Here is a 20752-nt window from a genome sequence, read left to right as displayed (position 1 = left end):
TCCATGCCAACAGGTGTGCGAAAACAGTCGAATGACCGCCGTTGGGCGTGGTAGGGAGCCATTTCCAGCGTCTCCGGGCGATTAAGTTCGCTCGAACGGACGGGTCGGTCGGTTTCACGTGCGAGTCGAGGCCGGACTGCCGCTACATTGACATAGCCGCCGTCCTGAGGCGCGGCTATGCAACTGCACTGGCACCGCCGAGACCTGCGAGTCGCGGACAACCGCGGCCTCGCGACGGCCGCCGAGGCGGGCCCCGTCGCCCCGCTTTTCGTCTTCGACCGGGACGTGCTCGACCACGCCGGCGCGCCCCGCGTCAGGTACTTGCTCGACGCGCTCGCCGAACTCCGCGACGCGTACCGAGAGCGCGGGAGCGACCTGCTCGTCGCCCGCGGCGACCCACGGACCGTCGTGCCGGCGGTGGCGGCGGCGCTCGACGCCGAGCGGGCCACGTGGGGCATCGACTACTCCGGACTCGCCCGCGAGCGCGACGCCGACGTGCGACTCGCCCTCGACGACGCCGGGGTTGCCCGCGAACCGGTCCACGACGCCATCTTCCATCCGCCGGGGAGCATCACGACAAACGCGGGCGACACCTACTCCGTCTACACCTACTTCTGGAAGAAGTGGCGCGACCGCGACAAGCCCGACCCGTACCCGGAACTGGAGGCCGACGACCTCGCCGACGCCGCCACCCTCGAAACTGCGACCGAGGGCTTCGCTGACGCCGAATTCGACGTCGCCGTCGGCGACCTGCCGACTATCTCGGACCTCGGATTCGAGGAGCCGTCGGCATCGGTCCAGTCGGCGGGGACCGAGGCGGCCCGCGAGCGCCTGTCGGCGTTCTGCGCGGACGCCATCTACCGCTACGCCGACGACCGCGACTACCCGACGCGAGACGCCACGTCCCGACTCTCGACTGACCTCAAGTTCGGGACCATCGGCATCCGCGAGGTGTACGCGGCGACCGCGGCGGCCCGGGAGGGCGTCGGTGGCGAGAGAGACGAGTCGGTCGAGGAGTTCCAGTCGCAGTTGGCGTGGCGGGAGTTCTACGCCCACGTCCTCCGGGAGCACCCGAACGTCGTCACGGAGAACTACAAGGAGTACGAAGAGGACATCGCGTGGCGCGACGACGCCGAGGAACTCACGGCGTGGAAAGAGGGCAAAACCGGCTATCCCATCGTCGACGCCGGGATGCGACAGCTTCGCGAGGAGGCGCACATGCACAACCGCGTCCGGATGATCGTCGCGTCGTTCCTCACGAAGGACCTCCTGTGCGACTGGCGACACGGCTACGCGCACTTCCGCGAGCACCTCGCGGACCACGACACCGCCAACGACAACGGCGGCTGGCAGTGGGCCGCTTCCACCGGGACCGACGCCCAGCCGTACTTCCGCATCTTCAACCCGATGACTCAGGGCGAGCGCTACGACCCCGATGGTGAGTACATCAAGCGGTACGTCCCCGAGCTATCGGACGTGACGGCCAACACCATCCACGAGTGGCACGAACTGAGCGACCTCGAACGCGAGCGTCTCGCGCCCGACTACTCGGACCCAATCGTGGACCACTCCGAGCGCCGCGAGCGGGCGATTTCGATGTTCGAGGCCGCCCGCGGCGACGACTGAGCGCCGGCCGCGCCGACGGCGGTCGAGAGCCGCCGTGTCCACGTTCCGCCCTCGGTCGCCGCGGCACGAACGGCTTTCTGCTCGGGGAGCGACCTCCGAGGCATGCACGTCGCTATTATCCTCTACGACGGCTTCGACGAACTCGACGCCGTCGCGCCGTTCGAAGTGTTCCAGAACGCCGGCGCAGCCGGGGCCGACTGCGAGGCCGAACTCGTCGCGCTCGACGACCGCGAGTTCGTGACCGCGAGCCACGGGATGCGCGTCGGAGTCGACGGCGTCCTCGACCCCGAGACCGACCGCCCGGACCTCCTCGTCGTCCCCGGCGGCGGCTGGAACTCCCGCGCCGACCAGAGCGCGTGGGCGGAGGCCGAGAAAGGCGAGATTCCAGACGCCATCGCGGCGCTCCACGAGGCCGGAGCGACCATCGCCGGCGTCTGTACCGGCGGCATGCTCCTCGCTCGCGCCGGCATTCTCGACGGTCGCCCCGCAGTCACCCATGGCGGCGCGCTCTCTGACCTCCGCGAGACGGCCGCCGAAGTCGTCGAAGCGCGCGTCGTCGACGACGGCGACGTGCTCACCGCGGGCGGCGTCACCTCCGGACTCGACCTCTCGTTACACGTCGTCGAACGGGAGTTCGGGTCGGACATCGCCGATGCCGTCTCGACCGAAATCGAGTACGAACGACGAACGAAGCCGTTCGACGGCTGACACGCTCGCACGAACCGGAGTTTCTCGAATCGGAGAAATCGACCGACAGCGACCCGCACACTATGGTTTGTGCTAGCATACCTCTCCTCAAGTTTTAACAGGATTCCGCCCGACCCGTGATACGGAGGTTACACATTATGAGCTACGAACTCGACCCGCTTCCGTACGAGTACGACGCCCTTGAACCGCACATCTCCGAGCAGGTGCTGACGTGGCATCACGACACCCACCACCAGGGCTACGTCAACGGCTGGAATGCGGCCGAGGAGACCCTCGCCGAGAACCGCGAAGCAGGCGAGTTCGGCTCGTCCGCCGGCGCGCTCCGCAACGTCACCCACAACGGCTCGGGACACATTCTGCACGACCTGTTCTGGCAGAACATGTCGCCGGAAGGCGGCGACGAGCCTGAGGGCGCGCTCGCAGACCGCATTGCGGAGGACTTCGGTTCCTACGAAGCCTGGAAGGGCGAATTCGAAGCGGCGGCCGGCGCGGCCGGCGGCTGGGCGCTTCTCGTCTACGACTCGTTCTCGAATCAGCTTCGGAACGTCGTCGTCGACAAGCACGACCAGGGCGCACTCTGGGGTAGCCATCCCATCCTCGCGCTCGACGTCTGGGAGCACTCGTACTACCACGACTACGGCCCGGCCCGCGGTGACTTCGTCTCCGCGTTCTTCGAGGTCGTCGACTGGGACGAACCCGCCGCCCGCTACGACCAGGCCGTCGAACTCTTCGAGTAAACCTGGTACATCCCGACTTTTCTTTCGGACGCGACGTCGCCAGCGGCGGCGCTCTCCGCGTTGAAGCGAGTGCTGAGGATTGTCAGAGCCGTCTCTCGCGGGGTCGGCCCGCGCTCAGGGCTGGTGGTCACGAGCAGTCGGGTCGCTGAACAGTTCCGCCCCGGTGAACTCGTCGTTCAGCGTGCGGACCCGGTCGTTCAGCGCGGCGAAGTCGCGGCCGTCCGTCCCGCGGTCGAAGCTGGCGAGGACGCCGGTCGGGCGGTCACCGACGAAGGTCCGGAACTGCTCGAAGGAATCGAATCCGCGGACCGTGTAGCCGTAGTCGGCGTAGTACAGCGTCTCGTAGGTGTCTCTCGTGACGTACCCGAATCGCTCGTTGTCGATGAATCGGGAGATGTCGAGGCATTCGAGCGCGTCCGAGACGTCCGCCCGGAGATAGAGGTGCTCGTAGCCGTGGTGGTCGAAGACCCAGAGGTCTCGGAGGTCGTCCCCACCGAAGTCTCGGAAGGTCTCGACGAGTCGTGCGGCGGCGTCGCTCATCGTTTCGGGTCTCGTGTCGCCCCAGATAAGCCTGCTTATCAGGCTGTCGAGGCCCATACAGGCGCTTGGAGAGCGGTCGCGGGTCGCGGTCGCGGTCGCCGCCGCCCGCGGTCGTCGGGGTTTTGCCCGTCGGCCGAGAAGCCTCCGGTATGCCCAAGCCGAAAGACGAGTTCGACACTCTCTACGGGTACCTCCTGTACGAACCCGCCGACATCCTCGACCCCGACTACATGTACACCGTGGGCGAAATCGCCCGCCTGATGCAGGGACTGTCGCCGCAGGACGACCTCGCAGAGGAGACCGAAGACCGCATCATCCAGTGGACGATTCCGTGGATCGTCGCCAACCAGGAGGACTTCGTCATCAACGACCCCCGGAGCGACGAACCGGGCTACTTCGGCCTCCATCCCGACGCCGTCCCCGAAGAAGTCGAAGAGTAACCACGGTCACGCCCTCCTTCGCGCGGTTCGCAATCCGCGCGTTCTCCCGACGTGAGAGTCGCACGAACGGTTATCTGTCAAGTAGTTGTATTCTCTATCGTACTATGACTCAATTCGACACCGAAGTCGCAGTCGTAACTGGTGCTGGCTCGGGAATCGGTCGCGCGACGGCGGAGGCGTTCGCCGCAGAGGGCGCGCGGGTCGTCGTCTCCGACGTGAACGTGGAGGGCGGCGAGGAGACCGTCGCGCGCATCGTGGAGGCCGGCGGGACGGCGACGTTCGTCGAGACGGACGTGACAGACGGCGACGCCGTCGCCGCGATGGTCGAGACAGCGGTCTCCGAGTACGGCCGACTCGACTTCGCCTGCAACAACGCGGGCGTCGGCGGCGCGCAGAAACCGGCCGCCGACCTCTCGTTCGACGAGTGGCAACAGGTCATCGACGTGAACCTCAACGGCGTCTGGCGGTCGATGCGACACGAGATTCCCGCGATGCTCGAAAACGGCGGGGGCGTCGTCGTCAACATGGCGTCGATTCTCGGAAAAGTCGGCTTCGCGAACGCGAGCGCCTACGTCGCCGCGAAGCACGGCGTCCTCGGACTGACGAAGACCGCGGCCATCGAGTACGCCGAACAGGGCGTCCGCATCAACGCGGTGTGTCCGGGCTTCGTCGACACGCCGCTGCTCGGCGAAGGCGGCCTCGACGACCCCGAAGTGCGGCAGGGCATCGAGTCGCTCCACCCGATGAACCGCCTCGGCGACGTGGACGAAATCGCCTCCGCGGTCGTCTGGCTCTGTTCCGACGGCGCGTCGTTCACGACGGGCGAGGCGCTCACCGTCGACGGCGGCTACACGAGTCGATAGAACGAGAACGAGTTGGCGAGGCGTCGATGCGGTCGATGCGGTCGGTGCGGTCGGTGCGGTCGGTGCGGTCGATGCCGTCGGTGAGGTCGGTGAGGTCGGTGAGGCCGGTTCGGCGAGCGGCGAGTCTGACGCCGCGGCTCACCTCGTCCGCGCCGCCCGCGCCGCGAGTTCGAGGTCCTCGCTCGGGCGAGTCGTGACGCTCGGCCCGTGACCGGTGTGGAGTTCGGTCAGGTCGTCGCCGACGACCTCGCGCAGGCGGTCGATGCTCTCGACGAGCGCGCCGCGGTCTCCTTCGGGGAGGTCGGTCCGACCGAATCCGCCGTTGGCGAAGACGAGGTCGCCCGCGAAGCAGACGCCCGACCCGCGGGAGAAGAAACACAGGTGGTCGTCCTTGTGACCCGGCGTGTGGACCGCCTCGAACACGTCGTCGCCGATTTGGACGCGCTCGCCGTCGTCGATGCGCTTGTCCACGGCGAGGTTGCCGGTGTCGTAGCCCCACGTCTGCACGTCGAACGCGTCGCGGATGCCGTCGAGGTTTCCGATGTGGTCTGGGTGGGTGTGCGTGAGGTACACCGCGTCGAGCGAGTCCGTGAACTCGCGGACCTTCGGCACCACGTCGAAGTTCGCCCCGGCGTCCACGAGCGCGGTGGTCTCGCCGTCGACGAGAAAGACGTTGCTCGTGAAGACTCGGATTCCCTGCGCGAGGTTGCGAATCATGGGCACAGGTACGAAAAGCGGGCTATTCCGTGTTGTGGGCGCTGCGGAGCCGAGCCGAAAAGCGAAAGAACTCGCAACCGAGAGCAACACCCAACCAGGGCACCTCTCATGCGCCAATATCTCGACCTCGTGACAGACGTTCTCGGCACCGGACAACACAAACCCAACCGAACCGGCGTAGACACCATCTCGGGCTTCTCGAAGCACTACACCGTCGACCTCCAGGAGGGCTTCCCGCTTCTCACGACGAAGGACCTCTCGGGCTTCCGGTGGAACTCCCTCATCCACGAACTCCTCTGGTACCTCTCCGGCGAGGAACACATCCGCACCCTGCGCGAGGAGACGGGCATCTGGGACGCGTGGGCCGACGAGGAGGGCCATCTCGACACGGCCTACGGCCGGTTCTGGCGGCGCTATCCCGTCCCCGAGGAAGGGCTCTCGGGTGAGGCGTGGCCCGAGGACGACCACCGCTGGATGAACGACGAGGGGACATTCGACCAGCTCGCGTACGTCCTCGACACGCTCGCAGAGAACCCGAACTCCCGCCGGATGGTCATCAACGCGTGGCACCCCGCCAACGCCGCCGTCTCGACGCTTCCGCCGTGTCACTACACGTTCGTCTTCAACGTGCAGGGCGACGAACTCAATCTCCACCTGACCCAGCGCTCGGGCGACATCGCGCTCGGCGTCCCGTTCAACCTCGCGGCGTACGCCATCCTCGCGCAGGTTGTCGCCCAGCGCGCCGGCTTCGAACTCGGGTCGTTCGCCCACACCATCGTCGATGCCCACGTCTACTGCGGCACCGGCGAGCGCGGCGCGTGGTACGGCGACCATCTCGACGAACTCCAGTCCCGCCTCGCCGACGTGGAGTCGCCCGAAGGGTACCTCGACGTGCGCGAGTGGCTCCTCGACGCGGCACCCGAGGAGGCCGAGGGCGAGGAGGACTACGACCACGTCCCCGGACTGCTCCTGCAGGCCTCGCGCGAACCCCGCGAGCGCCCCACGCTCGACGTGGCCGACGTGCCCCTCGAAGACCTCTCGTTCGAGGACATCGTCCTCCGCGACTACGACCCGGCCGACGGGATTCGCTTCGCGGTGGCCGAATGAGCGGCGACGAGTCCGCCGAGTCCGCGGCCGCCACCACCGAATCCGCGGTCCGGTTCGTCCTCGTCGCCGCCGTCGCCGACAACCGCGTCATCGGCCGCGACGGCGACATGCCGTGGCACCTCCCCGAGGACCTGAAGCACTTCAAGCGGACGACGACCGGCCACCCGGTCGTGATGGGCCGCAAAACCTACGAGAGCATTGCCCGCCAGCTCGACGGCCCGCTTCCGAACCGCCACAGCGTCGTCCTGACGACCCGCGACCTCGACCTCCCCGAGGGCGCGGAGGCGGTCGATTCCGTCGAAGCCGCGGTCGCCGCCGCCGAGAACGCGGCCGCCGAGATGGGCGTCGAGACGGTGTACGTCGTCGGCGGCGCGACCGTCTACGAGCAGTTCCTCGACCGCGCTGCGGGGCTGGTTCTCACCGAACTCGACGCGGCTTACGAGGGCGACACGCGGTTCCCCGAGTGGGACCGCGAGGCGTGGGCCGAGACCGACCGCGACGACCGAGACGGCTTCTCGTTCGTCACGTACGAGCGTCGTGAGGTGCAATCGTGAGCGACGCTGGAAGTCGCTGGGAGTACAAAATCGTCCGCACGGCCGACGGCGGCCTGTTCAGCGGCGACACAACCCCCATGGAGGACGCCCTCAACTCCCTCGGCGGCGACGGCTGGGAACTCGTGGACACGATTTCCGACTCGCGCGGTGCCGGCGCGAACAGCGGGCAGACGGCACTCGTGTTCAAGCGGCCGAAGCGCTGAGATTCGTCGTTCCCCGTTGTGCCCCGTTTTCACCCGCCGTCTTCAGCCTTCGAGCGTCCGGAACAGCGGCGACGAGTCGCCGCCCTCGAAGCGGACCATCTCCTCGCCGTCGAAGGTGACCGCGACCGAGTCGTAGTCGCTCGGGACCGAGACCACGGCGTCGAGCGTCGTGCGCGGCACGCAGTCGTCCGACGGCTCCTTCTCGCTGTCTTCGTCGGGTGTGGTCGTGATTCGGTAGACGTAGACGCCGTCTTCGAGCGTGTCGAGTTCGCCGCGGACGACGACGCTCGGCGCGTCGTGCGTGAAAGTCCGGTTGAACGCGACGGTCGTCTGCTCGCCGGCGGGCATCCGACCGACCCACGAACTGGGCGCGGTCTCATCGGCGAGCAGACAACCGGTCGCGGTGGTCGTCGAGGCAGTGGGCGAAGTCGTCGTCTCCGTCGGAAGCGAGTAGGCGACGACGCCGGCACCGGCGACGAGTCCGACGAAAAACACCGCGAGAAGGGCGACAGCGGAGTACGAGGCCATATCCGATAAACGCGTTCCGGGGCGATAAACGGGGCGTGACGCGTGCTATTGAAAGGGTCGTGGCGGGTCGTCGCAGGTCGCCACGAGTCGTTACGTTCCGTCTGTGGCCCCCGTGAGTCACGTTGGTTCATCTGCGGGTTTCGTGACAAATAATAGGTAGGTTTATTGACGGGTGAGTCCTCATAACGGGGAACGAAGCTTCCCCTCGCTATGACCACACCGACACTCGCAGACCGACTCCGTCAGCCCGAGTACACCGGCGAGAACCGATGTACACCGTGCACCGTCGTGAATGTCGTCATCGCCGCCGCGCTGAGTCTGCTGCTCGGCGTCGCGTGGCCGCCGCTCGCGCCCGTCTCGTTCGCCATCTTCGCGGGAGCCATCTACTTCCGCGGCTACCTGATTCCCGGCACGCCGACGCTCACGAAGACGTACTTCCCCGACTGGGTCCTCCGGTGGTTCGACAAGGAACCGACGCCGACCCGCGTCGAGTCCGCGCCGGCCGCGCCAGCGAGGGAGAACGACGCTGACGCCGAATCGGCAAGCGACGAGGTCGAGGCGGGACAGTTAGACGAGGGCGGCGAGGCTGCCGAGGAGTTGGACGTGGAGGCGTCGCTCTTGGAAGCCGGCGCGCTCGATTGGGACGAAAGCGGCGAGGAACTGCGCCTCGACCCCGCGTTCGAGTCGGCGTGGAACGACGAAATCGAGCGCACCGACGACTCGACGATTCGACGGCGACTCGCCGACCTCACCGGAATCGACGCCGACGACATCTCGCTGGAATCGCGGTCTCGGAACCGGTGGTTCGTCGCGGTCGTCGACGGCACCACCATCGGTACGTGGGAGTCGCGCGCCGCGCTCGTCGCCGACGTGGCCGCCGACGGCACCCTCGGCGGCCGCCTCGACGACTGGGGCCGCCTGACGGGCGAACAGCGGAGCGCGCTGGCGAGAGGGCTCCGAATCTACCTCGACCGCTGTCCGGCCTGCGGCGGAGACGTTCGATTCGGCTCCGAGACGGCCGAGTCGTGCTGCCGGTCGTGGGAGGTGTTCGTCGTCCGCTGTGACGACTGCGAGGAACGACTGCTAGAAGTCGACGCCGACGCGCTCGAACCCGAGGCGGCGTAGGTCGGCGCGGGAATCCCGACGCTGGCGAGTACACTTTTGTTTGCTGACAACAATCTCCGAGTATGAGCAAGGCGCACTTCGAGGTGTTCGTCGACGCGGCGGACAAGTACCGGTGGCGACTCGTCCACGACAACGGAAACATCCTCGCCGACTCCGGCGAGGGCTACGCGTCGAAACAGAAGGCGAAGCAGGGCATCGAGAGCGTGAAGCGGAACGCTCCCGACGCGGACGTGGTCGAGGAGTAATCTCGGGGTCTCAGGCCGGCTATTCGTCTGAAATTGGCGTCACGTCCGGCGATTCGAGCGTGAACCCCACACCGATGCCGGGTGTGGAGGCTTTTTCCGCCTCCGGAACTGACCGAAGAGTAATGACGAACGTCGCCGACGCGAGCGAGGAGGTCGCACGATGAACCGAAACGACAAGCAGGCCTACGACCGCGGTACGTCGCTTTTCTCCCCCGACGGACGCATCTATCAGGTCGAGTACGCCCGCGAGGCCGTCAAGCGCGGCGCGCCGGTCCTCGGCGTGCGCACCGCCGACGGCGTCGTTCTGGCGGCCCTCCGGTCGACCCCGTCGGAACTCATGGAAGCCGAAAGCATCGAGAAGTTGCACAAGCTCGACGACGCGCTCGGCGCGGCCACCGCCGGCCACGTCGCCGACGCGCGGAAGCTCGTCGACTTCGCGCGGACGACCGCCCAGCGCGAGCACCTGCGCTACGGCGAGCCCATCGGCGTCGAGACGCTCACGAAGACCATCACCGACAACATCCAAGAGAGCACGCAGTCCGGCGGCACTCGCCCGTACGGCGCGTCACTTCTCATCGGCGGCGTCGAGAACGGCTCGGGTCGCCTCTTTGCGACCGACCCGTCCGGGACGCCGCAGGAGTGGAAGGCAGTCGCCATCGGCGGCCACCGCGAAGACGTGCAGGCCGCCCTCGAAGACGGGTACGCCGAGGACCTGTCGCTCGAAGACGGTCTCGCGCTCGCCGTCGAGGCGCTCGTCGCGGCCGACGACGAAATCGAGAGCGACGAGCTGAACCTCGTCACCGTCTCCGAGGCGGGCTACGAAATCGTCGACGAGGAGACCATCGCCGAGCTGTTCGCCGACGCGACCGCGGACGACGAGTCCGACGAGACGGACGAAGGCGAGGAGTAGATGACAGACGGGAGCCCGACCGACGATAGCGCCCAGACGACCGACTCGGACGCGTCGGAACCGACGGGTTCGGGAGCGGCCGCGACCGCCGGCGCGGCGGCCGTGACGCTCGACCGCATCGCGGTCTACCCCGTGAAGTCGCTCGACGCCGAGTTCGTCGACGCCGCCGACATCGTCGAGAACGGCGGGCTCCGCGGTGACCGCGAGTACGCCATCTTCGACGAAGACGGCGAGTACGTCAACGGGAAGCGCGAGCGTGCGGTCCACCGAATCCGGAGTTCCGTCTCGCTCGCCGACGGGACGGTCGAACTCTCGGCGCCCGAGATGGACGACTACGACGGGCCGATAGCCGAGGCCGACGACTGGCTCTCGGCGTACTTCGGCTACCCGGTCGAACTCCGGCGCGACCCCGCCGGCGGATTTCCCGACGACACCGAGGCCAGCGGACCGACAGTCATCTCGACGGGAACGCTCGACGCGGTCGCTTCGTGGTTCGACGGCATCGACGCCGACGAGATGCGCCGTCGCCTCCGGCCGAACCTCGTCTTAGACGCGACCGAACCGTTCTGGGAGGACCACCTGTTCGACCGGCGCGGCACGGTCGTCGAGTTCGCTATCGGTGCCGCGGCTTTCGAGGGTGTCAACCCCTGCCAGCGCTGTGTCGTCCCGAGCCGCGACCCCGACACGGGCGAGGAGACGCCCGACTTTCGGCCGACGCTCGTGAGGAAGCGCCGCGAGACGCTCCCCGAGTGGTCCGGCGGCGACTGGTTCGACCACGACTTCCGCCTCATGGTCAACACCGGCGTGCCGGAGTCGTCGTGGGGTGAGACGCTGTCGGTCGGTGACGCGGTCACCGTCGGCGACATCGTCTCCGAGTGAGTCAGGTCGTTTTCCGTCGCGTTCGAACGCCCCGGAGTCGTGCGGTTCCGCCTCGCCGACATCCGCGGCTTTACGTCGTCTCCCCCGATTGAGAGAGCCATGTTCACGCTTACCGATGTGCGGGTCGTCGACGCCGACGGGGCCCGCGAGGCGAACGTGGTGATAGACGAGTCGACCGGGCGCATCGCGTCCGTCGGTGACGAGACAAAAGGCGAGACCCGAACCCTCTCGGGCGCGGTTGTCGCGCCGGGCCTCGTCGACGCCCACGTCCACCTCATGATGGACGGCCGCCCCGACGTGGCCGCCTACCAGTCCGAACCGGTCGAACGCGCCTGCTATCGGGCCGCGGCCAACCTCCGGAAGACGCTGGAAGCGGGCGTCACGACCGTCCGCGACCTCGGGAGTTCGGGCGACCTCGCGACGAGCGCGAAGGCCGCGGTCGCCGACGGCGAGCTCGACGGGCCGCGCGTCCTCGCCGCCGGGGAGAACATCACCATGACCGGCGGCCACGGCCACTGGTTCGGCCGGGAGGCCGACGGCCCGAACGAGGTCCGTAAGGCCGCCCGAGAGCAACTGAAGCGCGGCGCGGACGTCGTGAAGTGCATGGCGACCGGCGGCGTCCTCACGACCGGCGCGGTCACGGGCGCGCCCGAGTTCACGGAGGCTGAGATTCGCGCTCTCGTGGAGGCCGCGAGCGCGAAGGACGTCCCGACCGCGGCCCACGCCCACGGCGAGGAAGGCATCAAAAACGCCGCCCGCGCGGGGATTTCGAGCGTCGAACACGGAATGTTCATGGACGAGGAGGCCGCCGACCTCATGGTCGACCACGGCACGTACTGGGTGCCGACGGCCTCGGCCGTCCGCGAAATCGTCGAGGCGGGCGTCGAGGCCGGCATCCCGCCGGAGGCGGTCGAAAAGGCCGAAGACGCCGCCGAGCGCTTCAAAGGCGCGTGGGAACACGCGCTCGACGCCGGCGTGAAAATCGCCATGGGAACCGACGCGGGCACGCCGTTCAACGACCACGGCGAGAACGCGCTCCGCGAGATGGAACTGCTCGTCGAGTACGGCCTGTCGCCCGCGGCGGCGCTCGAAGCCGCGACCGTCGGCGGCGCTGACCTCCTCGGACTGGACGACGTGGGGAAGGTCGCCGAAGGCTACGTCGCGGACCTCGTCGTGCTCGACGCCGACCCGAGCGAGGACGCCGGCGCGTGGCGGACGGTCAAGCAGGTGTATCGCGAGGGCGCGCGGGTCGTCTAATCGCAACACGGCAGTCGGTATCACACCCGATTTGAAGCGACAACCTTTTACAATCACGAGCAATACGAAAGGATGTACCAACGTGCTCTGTTGGTGTAGTCCGGCCAATCATATCACCCTCTCACGGTGATGACCAGGGTTCGAATCCCTGACGGAGCACTTCTCTCAATCTCGAACCACGAGCGATAGCGAGCGTGTTCGAGTCCGAGATGCAACAGAAGGGTTCGAGCAGCGAGCAACGCAGCGCGTTGCGAGTGAGTTCGAATCCCTGACGGAGCACTTCTCTCAATCTCGAACCGTGAGCGACAGCGAGCGTGTTCTGGCCCGAGATGCGACTGCGACGCCTGACTTGACCGACGAGCGTGTGCGTTATCGCTGGTCCGTCGTCGCGTTCGGTTTCGAGCCGACGTTTCCGAGCGTTGTCCTCCGGCTACGCCTCCGGGTCGCCAAGTTTCGACATCACGAGGTCCTCGGCGGTTCGCAGTCGGTACTGGACCGTCGAGCGCGGCACGTCGAGCACCTCGCTGAGGTCCTCGACGGTCACCTTGCGCGGGCGCTCGTAGTAACCGTGTTCGACGGCGGTTTCGAGCGCCTCCCAGTGGGCCGACGAGAGGTCGGCCGCGATGCGCGATTCGGCGTCCCAGTTACCGGCGCTCGTGAGGTGTTCGACGTCCAACTGCAGGCCCTCTCTGAGTTGCGCCTCGATGGTCTCGTACAGTTCACCGAGCGGGTGGTCACCGGGGTAGAGGATGCGCCAGCGGTACGCGCCCGCGCGGCGAGACGACTCGAAGATGACGCCCGGACCGACGTGTTCGAGCACGTATCGCGGAATCGAGTGGCAGTTGCTCACCTCCTCGCGGTAGGTGTAGACGGTCATCGAGTTGTCCGACCGGTCGAGGACGTGGTAGTCGCGGTGGGTATGGCAGTCGGGCGCGTCGAGACACTCGTTGCACCGCGTTTCGTCGAGGAACACCCCCTCGAACGCCGACAGCGCTTCCGGCGTGCCGACGACGTGGTCGACCCGCCACATCACGTCCTCCGTGGACGAACAGACCGACGAACGGGACCGCAGACTCGGATACTCGTAAAACAGGTCCATCAGCTCGTCGGTGTCCTCGGAAAAGCGAACGACGAATTCGAACTCACGCATTCAGCGGTCACTCTATCGCGGAGGAACTTAGCATGTACTAATCTCGACGGAACTTGTTTGGGGTTCTAACCGAGCTATGCTCGGGTTACACTGCTCAGTCCGAATTAGTTTAGCATATGCTAGCGTAATAGTGAGGGAGGCCGCGAACGGAGTGAGAATCGGAGTGACGCGGGGTCCACTCGCCCCGCGGGAATCGGTCCCGACCATCCACACCACCACCGCCGACCGCAACCTCACTCCAACCAACCTCGGACAGCGGCCGGGACACCACCTATTTTACGCCCGGTCGTCTACCCGCACGAGGATGTTACTCGCGGGAACGGTGGTCGCCGACGCGTCCACTATCATCGAAGAGGGAGCCGTCGTCGTCGACGACGACCGCATCGCCGCGGTTGGAGAGTACGCGGACCTCGCGGAACGGTCCCCCGACCATGAGCGACGCGAGTTCGACGTTATCGCGCCGGGACTGGTCGGCGGGCACGTCCACTCGGTGCAGTCGCTCGGACGAGGCATCGCCGACGACACGTCGCTTCTCGACTGGCTCTTCGACCACGTGCTTCCGATGGAAGCCGGCCTCGACGCGGAGGGGATGCGCGTCGCCGCCGAACTGGGCTATCTCGAATGCATCGAGTCCGGGACGACGACGGTCGTCGACCACCTCTCGGTTCGACACGCCGAGGAGGCGTTCGAGGCGGCGGGCGAGATGGGCATCCGCGGGCGAATCGGGAAGGTGCTCATGGACACGAACGCGCCCGAGGGGTTACAGGAAGACACCGACGCCGGCCTCGCCGAGTCCGAACGCCTCATTGAGCGCTACCACGACGGCTTCGGCGGCCGCATCCAGTACGCCGTCACGCCCCGGTTCGCCGTCACCTGCTCGGAGGCGTGTCTGCGGGGCGTCCGCGAACTCGCAGACCGGTACGACGGCGTCCGCATCCACACCCACGCGAGCGAGAACCGCGACGAAATCGCCACCGTCGAGGCGGAGACTGGCATGCGGAACATCCACTGGCTCGACGAGGTCGGTCTCACCGGCGACGACGTGGTGCTCGCCCACTGCGTCCACACCGACGAGTCCGAGCGCGAAGTGCTCACCGAGACCGGTACGCACGTCACCTACTGCCCGTCGTCGAACATGAAACTCGCGTCGGGCATCGCGCCGATTCCCGACTACCTCGACCGCGGTATCAACGTCGCACTCGGCAACGACGGCCCGCCGTGCAACAACACGCTCGACCCGTTCACCGAGATGCGGCAAGCCAGCCTCCTCCAGAAAGTCGACGCGCTCGACCCGACGAGCACGCCCGCCGCGACCGTCTTCGAGATGGCGACCCGAAACGGCGCGAAGGCCGCCGGTTTCGACCGGGTCGGCGAGCTCCGCGAAGGATGGAAAGCCGACATCGTCGGTATCGACACCGACCTCACCCGCGCGACGCCGATGCACGACGTGCTTTCGCACCTCGTCTTCTCCGCCCACGGCGACGACGTGGTGTTCACCATGGTCGACGGCGACGTGCTCTACGACGGAGGCGAACACGTCCGCGCGGACCCCGACGACATCCGCGAGCGGGCGCGGGCGGTCGCCGACGGCCTCGACGCGGCACCGACGGGCGACTGAGCGCCGGTTCGACCTTGAGTCGAGTCATCTGCGAGAGCGGCCGCCATCGTCGCACCTTTCTCTCCGCGCGACGGCACCTGAGTCATGACTGTCCGCCTCCGTGCGGCGACGGCGTCCGACCTCCCCGCGATTCGGGAGATTTACGCGCCGTTCGTCGAGGACACCGCGATTTCGTTCGCCTACGACCCGCCGAGCGTCGCGGACCTCGAAGCGAAACTGGAGAAGAAGACCGACTATCCGTGGCTCGTCTGCGAACTCGACGGTGAAGTGGCCGGCTACGCCTACGCCGGAGCGATTCGAGAGCGTGTCGCCTACCAGTGGGCCGTCGAGACCTCGATTTACGTCCACCCGGACTTCCAGCGCCGCGGCGTCGCCCGCGGTCTCTACACGGCGCTTTTAGACCTGCTCGAACGGCAGGGCTACGTCTCGGCCGTCGCTGTCGTCACGACGCCGAACCCCGCGAGCATCGCCTTCCACGAATCGTTCGGCTTCGAGCGCGTCGGCCGTTTCGAGCGCGTCGGCTACAAACACGACGCGTGGCACGACGTGGAGTGGTGGAGTCTCGACCTCGGCGACCGACCCGAAGAACCCACAGCACCGCTGTCCGTGGCCGACGCTCGGGAATGCGACTGGTGGGACGACGCGCTCACTCGCGGCGCTGCGCTCGTCGAAGACACTGGACAGAACAGCACTACCTGAGCCGAGGTCCCTTCCCGTCTCCCGGCCCGTCGTCCGCGTTCAGACGCCGGCTTCGAGGGAGTCTTCCCTCTCGGCTTCCGCCGAGTCGCTCCCCTCGACCGCCTCGACTTCGCCGATGTCGTCAACCTCGGCGACCGCGTCAGCGTCCGGGTCGGCGGCCCCCGCCTGTTCGAGCACGTAGCGCTCGACGCCGGCGGAGAGCATCGCCTGCCAGTCGTCGAACTCGGTGTTCGCGTCGACGTACCGGTCCAACTCGTGGGCCGGTATCGACTCGAAGGACTCCTGGTCTGCGACCGCGAAGCCGCTTTCTTCGAGGAATTCACTAATCGATGCCGCCTCACAATGTGACTCGACCCACGGCGACGGGAACAAGTCGGCCAGCGTCACCTCGCCGCCGAGACCCCCAATCTCGACGTCAAGTGTCGCGGCCGTCGTTTCGGCCTCACCCATACCCGGGTCCTACAGCCACGGATATAACGGTGTTGCGGTTGGCGTCCGAGAGAGTCAGTTCGTCGAGACGATTTCGACCACGTCCCGGTGTGCGAGTTCGTGGTCCGAACCGATTTGGCGCTTCGAGTGGCAGTCGATGCCGTGGAGGAGGCCGTCGCCGATGTCCGAGTGCAGGTGGTACGCGAAGTCCTCGGTCGTCGAGCCCTCGGGGAGAATAAAGCAGTCGCGGAAGACGCCCTGCGAGTCGCTTTTCCCGTTCGCGCTCCCGGGGAAGATGGCGATGGCACCCATCACGTCGAACAACGCGTTTTCGAGCGACTGCTGGACGCCCGTGCCGCCGAACTCCGCGACGAACTCGCGAATCTGTTCGAGACCCGCCTCCTGTTCGTCGCTCACGTCGCCGACGATGTCGAAGTCGTCGTCGCCGGGGCGGTAGTCGACGACGCCGCCCTCGTCGGCCTTCTTCAGCGCCTTCTCCGCGTGCGCCGAGGTCGGGACGAACGTCAGGTGTTCGTAGTCGGCGTCGGCCGTGATTTCCTCGTAGTTCTCTTGGGAGACTGGCTTGTCCATCTTGTTCGCCGCGATGATGATTGGCTTCGTGCGCTTTCGAATCTCGCGGGCGAGCGACTCCTTGTCCGCGTCGTCCCACTCGTCGGGGTCGAGTTCCAGACCGAGCGAAAGGATTATCTGCTTGATTTCGTCTTTGTTCGTCTTGAACGCGGACATCTGCTCGGCGAGGTCGACTTCGATGTCCTTGTCCTCGCCGTGATAGCCCGAGCGGTAGCGGTCGATGCCCTTCTCCAGGACGCCGAGGTACCACATGTCCAGTTCGTTCTCGAGGAAGTCGATGTCCTCCCGGGGGTCGTGGCCCTCCGTCGCCTCGCCTTCGATGTCCGTCTCACCGGAGAAGTCGACGACGTGGACGAGCACGTCCGCCTCGTTGAGGTCGGTGAGGAACTGGTTTCCGAGGCCCTTCCCCTCGTGCGCGCCGGGGATGAGACCCGCCACGTCGACGAGTTTGACCGGGACGTATCGCATTCCGTGGTCGCAGTAGCCGACAGAGGGCGTACACGACTCGTCGAACTCCGGGGCCGCACACTCGACGCGGACGTACGCCTCGCCGATGGAGGGGTCGATGGTCGTAAACGGATACGCGCCCTCGGGCACGTCGTTCATCGTCGCCGCGTTGAAGAAACTCGACTTCCCGACGGACGGTTTTCCGACGAGACCGATCTTGTAACTCATTCGTTGGTCGGACTGGTGTCTCGAACGCTAATAACCGTTCGACGTTCGTCTCTGCATGCGTGAGATTCGCACACTATCGGGGGCGAGGTGGGTGATTCCCCGCACTCTACCCCCGGGTTCGAGCGCCGGAAACGCGGCTCCGTCATCGGGTTCGCAGCACGCGGTAGCCGAGTCACGCCGAGGCGTCGACGACGACGTGCGCTCGTGGTTCACCTTTCGGCTCACGTCCGGTGCATCTTTGTCTCCACGTCTCCGACAGCCGGGCATGACCGACCCCGACGAGACGGCGAGCGAAACCGCGCCCGCGTCGAACACGGACTCCGACGCGGCCGCCACCGAGCGTTCGCCGGACGATTCGACCGACGGGGACACGTTCCGCGTCGGCATCCACGTCACCGAGACCGAACTCCGGTTCGTGGTCAACGTCCCGTCCGATATCGACTCGGGGTGGACCGACCCCGACGCGTTCCAGCGCCTCGTCGAACGCGTCACCTGGGAACAACTCGACCAGCGAGCGACGCTTCAGACCGTCGCGACCAACGCCGCCGAGGGCGAGACGGTGTTCCTCGGGACGGTGACGCTGCGACCGGACGAGACCGTCGTGGACCATACGCTCCGCGTTCCGCCGCTCGACGGGGCGTGAACCGCTCAGCGTCACCGATGTCCGACCCGACGACGGAGACCGCGATTCGAGAGATTCAGGACGCCGCGCTCACACGCGCGCTCACCGACGACGACCACGCGAGGCAGTCGCTCGCGGTCGCCGGCGCGCTCGAAACGGCCAGAGCGGAAGCGACCGACGCGGCGTTCGACGACGGTGGTGTCACGCTCGCGGCGTCGCTCGCGTTCGTCTCGACGCTGTTCGCGCACCGTCGCCTCCGGGAGTCGCTTCGGTCGAGCGTCAGCGCGTCCGACGACTCGGCGTGGTATCCGAGCGGCGCGCCCGCCCGCGTCGACGACGACCTCGTGGTCGCGGGCGCACGGCTCGCGGTTCGACGGTTCGACGTCGAGCCGGCGCTCGTCGGCGCGCTCGGTGACGTTTCGATAGAAAAAGTCGCGTCGGGCGAGTGAGTCGTCCGACCGTCAGTCTCTGACAACGACGGCCGGGGCGTATGTGGAAGTGGGGGTGCCTCTGAACCACAGTATCCGCCCGGACGCGGACGAAGGGTGAAACCCAAGACCCACGCTCGATGCGTGGAAACCCGTGTTCGAGTCGTTAGTTGTTGTTGGCGTGTTCCGGCGGGCCACCACCGTTGCCGTTACCGTTCGACTTGTCGTCGTCTTCTGACTCGTCGTCGTCTTCTGACTCGTCCTCAGCGTCGCCGTCGGTCTCGGTCTCCTCGGTGTCGGCCTGCTCGGTCTCGGCGGTCTCCTCGTCGTCTTCGTCGCTCGCCTTGTCGTTGTTGGCGTGTTCCGGCGGGCCGCCCGCGTTACCGTTCTTGGCCTTGCCGGAGTTTCCGGGTGCGTCCTCCTCGCCGTCAGCGTCGTCGCTGCTGTTCTTCGGGCCGGCGTGGTCCGGACGCTTGTCGTCGGCGTTACCCGGGTTGTTCTTGGTCACGAAGTCGGAGACTGCCTGTCCGAGGGGGCCGTCAGTACCCGTGTCCTTGAGTCGCTCGACGAAGCTGCTGACGAGCTGCCCGAACGGGTCGTCCTCGGCGACCTCACCCTGTAGGGTGGCGGTCGTCTCAGCGCTGAGGCCGTCGTACTCGGCGGTCACGTCGACCGTGACACTCTGCAGGGGCGCGGTGAGTTCGACGGTACCGTTCGCATCCGTCTCGTACTCGCCCGCGTCCGTGTAGTTCCCGTCGACCGCGACCGAGGCGTTCTCGACAGCCTCGCCGTCTTCAGTCACGGTGATGGTGACCGACTCGTTTTCGTCCTGCGAGACGGCAATGGAGAGGTCGTCAGCCTCGACGGCGACCGTGGTCTCGGCGGAGAGGCCGTCGGCCGTCGCGACGAACGTCAGGTTCGTCGTGGTCGTCGGTTCGGCGACCTCGACGGTCCCGTTCTCATTCGTCTCGTACGTTCCGTTGTCGGCGTAGTCGGTCCCGTTGACCTGAACCGACGCGTTCTCGACCGGTTCTCCGTCCTGCGTGACGGTGGCGACGACCGTGTCGTTGGCGTCGTCAACCTCGGCGGTGACGGTGAGGTCGTCGGCCTCAACTGCGACCGTCGTCTCAGCGGTGAGGTCGCCGTCCATCGCGACGAACGTCAGGTTCGTCGTGGTCGTCGGTTCGGCGACCTCGACGGTCCCGTTCGCGTCCGTTTCGTACGTTCCGTTGTCGTACGCGCTCCCGTTGACCATGACAGACGCGCCCTCGACGGCGTCGCCGTACTGGGTGACGGTGGCGGTGAGCGTGTCGTTGGCGTCGTCAGCCTCGACGGAGATGTCGAGGGACTCGTCGAGCGGGACGAGGACGACGGACGTGCTGGACGTGTTGTTCCCCTCGGTGACGGTGAACGTCGCGTTCACGCGTTCCTGCGGGTTGGGGAGGTCGACGGTTCCGTTCGCGCCCGTCGCGTACGTTCCGTTCCCGGAGTAGTTACCGCTCGATTCGACGACGACCGTCGCGTTCTCGACGGCCGTCTCGTTCCGCGTCACGGTTACTGTCGCGTCGCCCGTGTCGGCGCCCTGTGTGACGCCGACCTGGAGGGCATCGGTGCTCGCTGCACCGACGGTCCCGGGGACCATCGCGACGGCGAGCATCGCAACGACCATGACTACAGTGAAGTGTTTGCTGCCGCGCATGCAACCCTCCCTTCTAACCCTGATACGGTAAAAGGGGAGAATCGTAACCCCGGTTTTCGCTGAATTTCACCCCAATCAACGTGTTCGAAATCGGGCTTTCGTCTGTCGATTTCGCCGAGTTTCGAGTCGGACAGCCGTCCGGGGCTCACCGAAACACCGTCACGGCCGAACGCGAGTGGTGTCGGCGGAACCGATGCGTTCGACGAGGGCGTTGCCACTCTCGGACGACATGAGAGATGCGACCGAGAGAGCGGTCGCTGTCTGTGCAGTGTGCAAGCGAGCGATTACCGCTCGCTGTAAATGAAAAAAGCCCACTGGACCGAAGTCCAGTGGGCTTTGTATGAGTGGGGGCGGCGAACTGGATTTCCCAGAGGATCGCTCACTCCAGTACTGACCAGAACG

The 20752-nt window shown here is 66.7% G+C and carries 25 protein-coding genes and 1 tRNA gene; 18 read left to right on the top strand and 8 right to left on the bottom strand.

Features of this window, described 5'->3' with window-relative positions; translation table 11 throughout:
* Positions 1–177 precede the first annotated feature (177 nt).
* The 3 genes from C5B90_RS08310 to sod all read left to right on the top strand — a co-directional run bounded on the left by C5B90_RS08310 (position 178) and on the right by sod (position 3071).
* Entirely contained in the window at positions 178–1626 is a 1449-nt protein-coding gene (locus C5B90_RS08310) for a deoxyribodipyrimidine photo-lyase (protein ID WP_115880673.1), read from the top strand.
* Positions 1627–1728: 102 nt separating this feature from the next.
* Positions 1729–2334, top strand: coding sequence for a DJ-1/PfpI family protein (locus tag C5B90_RS08305; protein ID WP_115880671.1), 606 nt, complete (start codon positions 1729–1731; stop codon positions 2332–2334).
* A gap of 137 nt (positions 2335–2471) precedes the next feature.
* Positions 2472–3071, top strand: a complete 600-nt coding sequence (sod, locus tag C5B90_RS08300) for a superoxide dismutase (protein ID WP_115880669.1) — start codon at positions 2472–2474, stop codon at positions 3069–3071.
* 114 nt (positions 3072–3185) lie between these two features.
* Here sod and C5B90_RS08295 read toward each other — a convergent pair whose 3' ends face one another.
* The gene (locus C5B90_RS08295) at positions 3186–3611 is read right to left on the bottom strand and encodes a hypothetical protein (protein WP_115880667.1); all 426 of its coding nucleotides are present in this window, start codon (positions 3609–3611) and stop codon (positions 3186–3188) included.
* A gap of 149 nt (positions 3612–3760) precedes the next feature.
* On the opposite strand from C5B90_RS08295, the gene C5B90_RS08290 reads away from it, so the two are divergent.
* Both C5B90_RS08290 and C5B90_RS08285 read left to right on the top strand, forming a co-directional pair.
* The gene (locus C5B90_RS08290; RefSeq protein WP_115880665.1) at positions 3761–4051 is read left to right on the top strand and encodes a DUF5827 family protein; all 291 of its coding nucleotides are present in this window, start codon (positions 3761–3763) and stop codon (positions 4049–4051) included.
* A 104-nt stretch (positions 4052–4155) separates the two neighbouring features.
* On the top strand, positions 4156–4914 hold the full coding sequence (locus C5B90_RS08285; RefSeq protein ID WP_115880663.1) for an SDR family oxidoreductase: 759 nt from the start codon (positions 4156–4158) through the stop codon (positions 4912–4914).
* Here C5B90_RS08285 and C5B90_RS20545 read toward each other — a convergent pair.
* Complete coding sequence (locus tag C5B90_RS20545) at positions 4883–5056, bottom strand: hypothetical protein (RefSeq protein ID WP_158547220.1); 174 nt, start codon at positions 5054–5056, stop codon at positions 4883–4885. The two genes, C5B90_RS08285 and C5B90_RS20545, sit on opposite strands and share 32 nt — an antisense overlap.
* Positions 5053–5631, bottom strand: coding sequence for an MBL fold metallo-hydrolase (locus C5B90_RS08275; RefSeq protein ID WP_115880661.1), 579 nt, complete (start codon positions 5629–5631; stop codon positions 5053–5055). Before C5B90_RS08275 ends, C5B90_RS20545 begins: the two co-directional genes overlap by 4 nt.
* A gap of 108 nt (positions 5632–5739) precedes the next feature.
* On the opposite strand from C5B90_RS08275, the gene thyA reads away from it, so the two are divergent.
* Genes thyA through C5B90_RS08260 form a run of 3 tightly spaced genes read left to right on the top strand, consistent with a single transcriptional unit; the run spans position 5740 to position 7495 of the window.
* Positions 5740–6738 (top strand): thymidylate synthase, encoded by a 999-nt coding sequence (thyA, locus tag C5B90_RS08270; protein WP_115880659.1) that lies wholly within the window; start codon positions 5740–5742, stop codon positions 6736–6738.
* Positions 6735–7292 (top strand): dihydrofolate reductase, encoded by a 558-nt coding sequence (locus C5B90_RS08265; protein WP_115880657.1) that lies wholly within the window; start codon positions 6735–6737, stop codon positions 7290–7292. The genes thyA and C5B90_RS08265 overlap by 4 nt, the downstream gene beginning before the upstream one ends.
* On the top strand, positions 7289–7495 hold the full coding sequence (locus tag C5B90_RS08260) for a DUF4177 domain-containing protein (RefSeq protein ID WP_115880655.1): 207 nt from the start codon (positions 7289–7291) through the stop codon (positions 7493–7495). Before C5B90_RS08265 ends, C5B90_RS08260 begins: the two co-directional genes overlap by 4 nt.
* Positions 7496–7537: 42 nt before the next feature.
* Here C5B90_RS08260 and C5B90_RS08255 read toward each other — a convergent pair whose 3' ends face one another.
* A complete protein-coding gene (locus C5B90_RS08255; RefSeq protein WP_115880653.1) occupies positions 7538–8023 on the bottom strand; it encodes a hypothetical protein in 486 nt (161 codons plus the stop codon).
* Between the two features lie 210 nt (positions 8024–8233).
* Between C5B90_RS08255 and C5B90_RS08250 the strand changes: the two genes are divergently transcribed.
* The 6 genes from C5B90_RS08250 (at position 8234) to C5B90_RS08225 (ending at position 12598) form a co-directional block, all read left to right on the top strand.
* Positions 8234–9148 carry a hypothetical protein gene (locus tag C5B90_RS08250; RefSeq protein ID WP_115880651.1) on the top strand — a complete coding sequence of 305 codons (915 nt, stop codon included), beginning with the start codon at positions 8234–8236 and terminating at the stop codon, positions 9146–9148.
* Between the two features lie 62 nt (positions 9149–9210).
* Positions 9211–9393 (top strand): HVO_2922 family protein, encoded by a 183-nt coding sequence (locus C5B90_RS08245; protein WP_058826167.1) that lies wholly within the window; start codon positions 9211–9213, stop codon positions 9391–9393.
* A 160-nt stretch (positions 9394–9553) separates the two neighbouring features.
* The gene (psmA2, locus tag C5B90_RS08240) at positions 9554–10303 is read left to right on the top strand and encodes a proteasome subunit alpha (RefSeq protein WP_115880649.1); all 750 of its coding nucleotides are present in this window, start codon (positions 9554–9556) and stop codon (positions 10301–10303) included.
* Positions 10304–11182 (top strand): MOSC domain-containing protein, encoded by an 879-nt coding sequence (locus C5B90_RS08235; protein WP_115880648.1) that lies wholly within the window; start codon positions 10304–10306, stop codon positions 11180–11182.
* 99 nt (positions 11183–11281) lie between these two features.
* Complete coding sequence (locus tag C5B90_RS08230; protein WP_115882446.1) at positions 11282–12439, top strand: amidohydrolase family protein; 1158 nt, start codon at positions 11282–11284, stop codon at positions 12437–12439.
* An 84-nt stretch (positions 12440–12523) separates the two neighbouring features.
* A tRNA-Glu gene (locus C5B90_RS08225) sits at positions 12524–12598 on the top strand.
* 271 nt (positions 12599–12869) lie between these two features.
* Here C5B90_RS08225 and C5B90_RS08220 read toward each other — a convergent pair.
* Positions 12870–13589, bottom strand: a complete 720-nt coding sequence (locus C5B90_RS08220; protein ID WP_115880646.1) for a helix-turn-helix domain-containing protein — start codon at positions 13587–13589, stop codon at positions 12870–12872.
* A gap of 304 nt (positions 13590–13893) precedes the next feature.
* On the opposite strand from C5B90_RS08220, the gene C5B90_RS08215 reads away from it, so the two are divergent.
* Together C5B90_RS08215 and C5B90_RS08210 are read left to right on the top strand one after the other, a co-directional pair.
* Positions 13894–15207 (top strand): 5'-deoxyadenosine deaminase, encoded by a 1314-nt coding sequence (locus tag C5B90_RS08215; protein WP_115880644.1) that lies wholly within the window; start codon positions 13894–13896, stop codon positions 15205–15207.
* Between the two features lie 84 nt (positions 15208–15291).
* Complete coding sequence (locus C5B90_RS08210) at positions 15292–15906, top strand: GNAT family N-acetyltransferase (protein WP_115880642.1); 615 nt, start codon at positions 15292–15294, stop codon at positions 15904–15906.
* 39 nt (positions 15907–15945) lie between these two features.
* Here C5B90_RS08210 and C5B90_RS08205 read toward each other — a convergent pair whose 3' ends face one another.
* Both C5B90_RS08205 and C5B90_RS08200 read right to left on the bottom strand, forming a co-directional pair.
* Entirely contained in the window at positions 15946–16356 is a 411-nt protein-coding gene (locus C5B90_RS08205) for a hypothetical protein (RefSeq protein ID WP_115880640.1), read from the bottom strand.
* 54 nt (positions 16357–16410) lie between these two features.
* On the bottom strand, positions 16411–17601 hold the full coding sequence (locus tag C5B90_RS08200) for a redox-regulated ATPase YchF (protein WP_004974239.1): 1191 nt from the start codon (positions 17599–17601) through the stop codon (positions 16411–16413).
* Between the two features lie 265 nt (positions 17602–17866).
* Here C5B90_RS08200 and C5B90_RS08195 point away from each other — a divergent pair, with 265 nt between their 5' ends.
* Together C5B90_RS08195 and C5B90_RS08190 are read left to right on the top strand one after the other, a co-directional pair.
* Positions 17867–18244, top strand: coding sequence for a hypothetical protein (locus C5B90_RS08195; RefSeq protein ID WP_115880638.1), 378 nt, complete (start codon positions 17867–17869; stop codon positions 18242–18244).
* Positions 18245–18261: 17 nt separating this feature from the next.
* Positions 18262–18672, top strand: a complete 411-nt coding sequence (locus C5B90_RS08190; protein WP_115880636.1) for a hypothetical protein — start codon at positions 18262–18264, stop codon at positions 18670–18672.
* 145 nt (positions 18673–18817) lie between these two features.
* Here C5B90_RS08190 and C5B90_RS08185 read toward each other — a convergent pair whose 3' ends face one another.
* Positions 18818–20350 carry a hypothetical protein gene (locus C5B90_RS08185; RefSeq protein ID WP_115880634.1) on the bottom strand — a complete coding sequence of 511 codons (1533 nt, stop codon included), beginning with the start codon at positions 20348–20350 and terminating at the stop codon, positions 18818–18820.
* Positions 20351–20752 lie beyond the last annotated feature (402 nt).

Source organism: Haloferax sp. Atlit-12N, assembly GCF_003383095.1.
Classification (GTDB): domain Archaea; phylum Halobacteriota; class Halobacteria; order Halobacteriales; family Haloferacaceae; genus Haloferax.
Note: the sequence above shows the minus strand (reverse complement) of the source record. Positions and strands in the feature narration are given on the sequence as shown.

Excerpts from the sequence above, each read along its gene's own strand:
- sod (WP_115880669.1), top strand. The coding sequence starts at position 2,472 with ATGAGCTACGAACTCGACCCGCTTCCGTACGAGTACGACGCCCTTGAA.
- C5B90_RS08290 (WP_115880665.1), top strand. The coding sequence starts at position 3,761 with ATGCCCAAGCCGAAAGACGAGTTCGACACTCTCTACGGGTACCTCCTG.
- C5B90_RS08190 (WP_115880636.1), top strand. The coding sequence starts at position 18,262 with ATGTCCGACCCGACGACGGAGACCGCGATTCGAGAGATTCAGGACGCC.
- thyA (WP_115880659.1), top strand. The coding sequence starts at position 5,740 with ATGCGCCAATATCTCGACCTCGTGACAGACGTTCTCGGCACCGGACAA.
- C5B90_RS08265 (WP_115880657.1), top strand. The coding sequence starts at position 6,735 with ATGAGCGGCGACGAGTCCGCCGAGTCCGCGGCCGCCACCACCGAATCC.
- C5B90_RS08200 (WP_004974239.1), bottom strand. The coding sequence starts at position 17,601 with ATGAGTTACAAGATCGGTCTCGTCGGAAAACCGTCCGTCGGGAAGTCG.
- C5B90_RS08295 (WP_115880667.1), bottom strand. The coding sequence starts at position 3,611 with ATGAGCGACGCCGCCGCACGACTCGTCGAGACCTTCCGAGACTTCGGT.
- C5B90_RS08285 (WP_115880663.1), top strand. The coding sequence starts at position 4,156 with ATGACTCAATTCGACACCGAAGTCGCAGTCGTAACTGGTGCTGGCTCG.
- C5B90_RS08235 (WP_115880648.1), top strand. The coding sequence starts at position 10,304 with ATGACAGACGGGAGCCCGACCGACGATAGCGCCCAGACGACCGACTCG.
- C5B90_RS08310 (WP_115880673.1), top strand. The coding sequence starts at position 178 with ATGCAACTGCACTGGCACCGCCGAGACCTGCGAGTCGCGGACAACCGC.
- C5B90_RS08210 (WP_115880642.1), top strand. The coding sequence starts at position 15,292 with ATGACTGTCCGCCTCCGTGCGGCGACGGCGTCCGACCTCCCCGCGATT.
- C5B90_RS08195 (WP_115880638.1), top strand. The coding sequence starts at position 17,867 with ATGACCGACCCCGACGAGACGGCGAGCGAAACCGCGCCCGCGTCGAAC.
- C5B90_RS08205 (WP_115880640.1), bottom strand. The coding sequence starts at position 16,356 with ATGGGTGAGGCCGAAACGACGGCCGCGACACTTGACGTCGAGATTGGG.
- C5B90_RS08275 (WP_115880661.1), bottom strand. The coding sequence starts at position 5,631 with ATGATTCGCAACCTCGCGCAGGGAATCCGAGTCTTCACGAGCAACGTC.
- C5B90_RS08185 (WP_115880634.1), bottom strand. The coding sequence starts at position 20,350 with ATGCGCGGCAGCAAACACTTCACTGTAGTCATGGTCGTTGCGATGCTC.
- psmA2 (WP_115880649.1), top strand. The coding sequence starts at position 9,554 with ATGAACCGAAACGACAAGCAGGCCTACGACCGCGGTACGTCGCTTTTC.
- C5B90_RS08255 (WP_115880653.1), bottom strand. The coding sequence starts at position 8,023 with ATGGCCTCGTACTCCGCTGTCGCCCTTCTCGCGGTGTTTTTCGTCGGA.
- C5B90_RS08215 (WP_115880644.1), top strand. The coding sequence starts at position 13,894 with ATGTTACTCGCGGGAACGGTGGTCGCCGACGCGTCCACTATCATCGAA.
- C5B90_RS08230 (WP_115882446.1), top strand. The coding sequence starts at position 11,282 with ATGTTCACGCTTACCGATGTGCGGGTCGTCGACGCCGACGGGGCCCGC.
- C5B90_RS08220 (WP_115880646.1), bottom strand. The coding sequence starts at position 13,589 with ATGCGTGAGTTCGAATTCGTCGTTCGCTTTTCCGAGGACACCGACGAG.
- C5B90_RS08250 (WP_115880651.1), top strand. The coding sequence starts at position 8,234 with ATGACCACACCGACACTCGCAGACCGACTCCGTCAGCCCGAGTACACC.
- C5B90_RS08245 (WP_058826167.1), top strand. The coding sequence starts at position 9,211 with ATGAGCAAGGCGCACTTCGAGGTGTTCGTCGACGCGGCGGACAAGTAC.
- C5B90_RS08305 (WP_115880671.1), top strand. The coding sequence starts at position 1,729 with ATGCACGTCGCTATTATCCTCTACGACGGCTTCGACGAACTCGACGCC.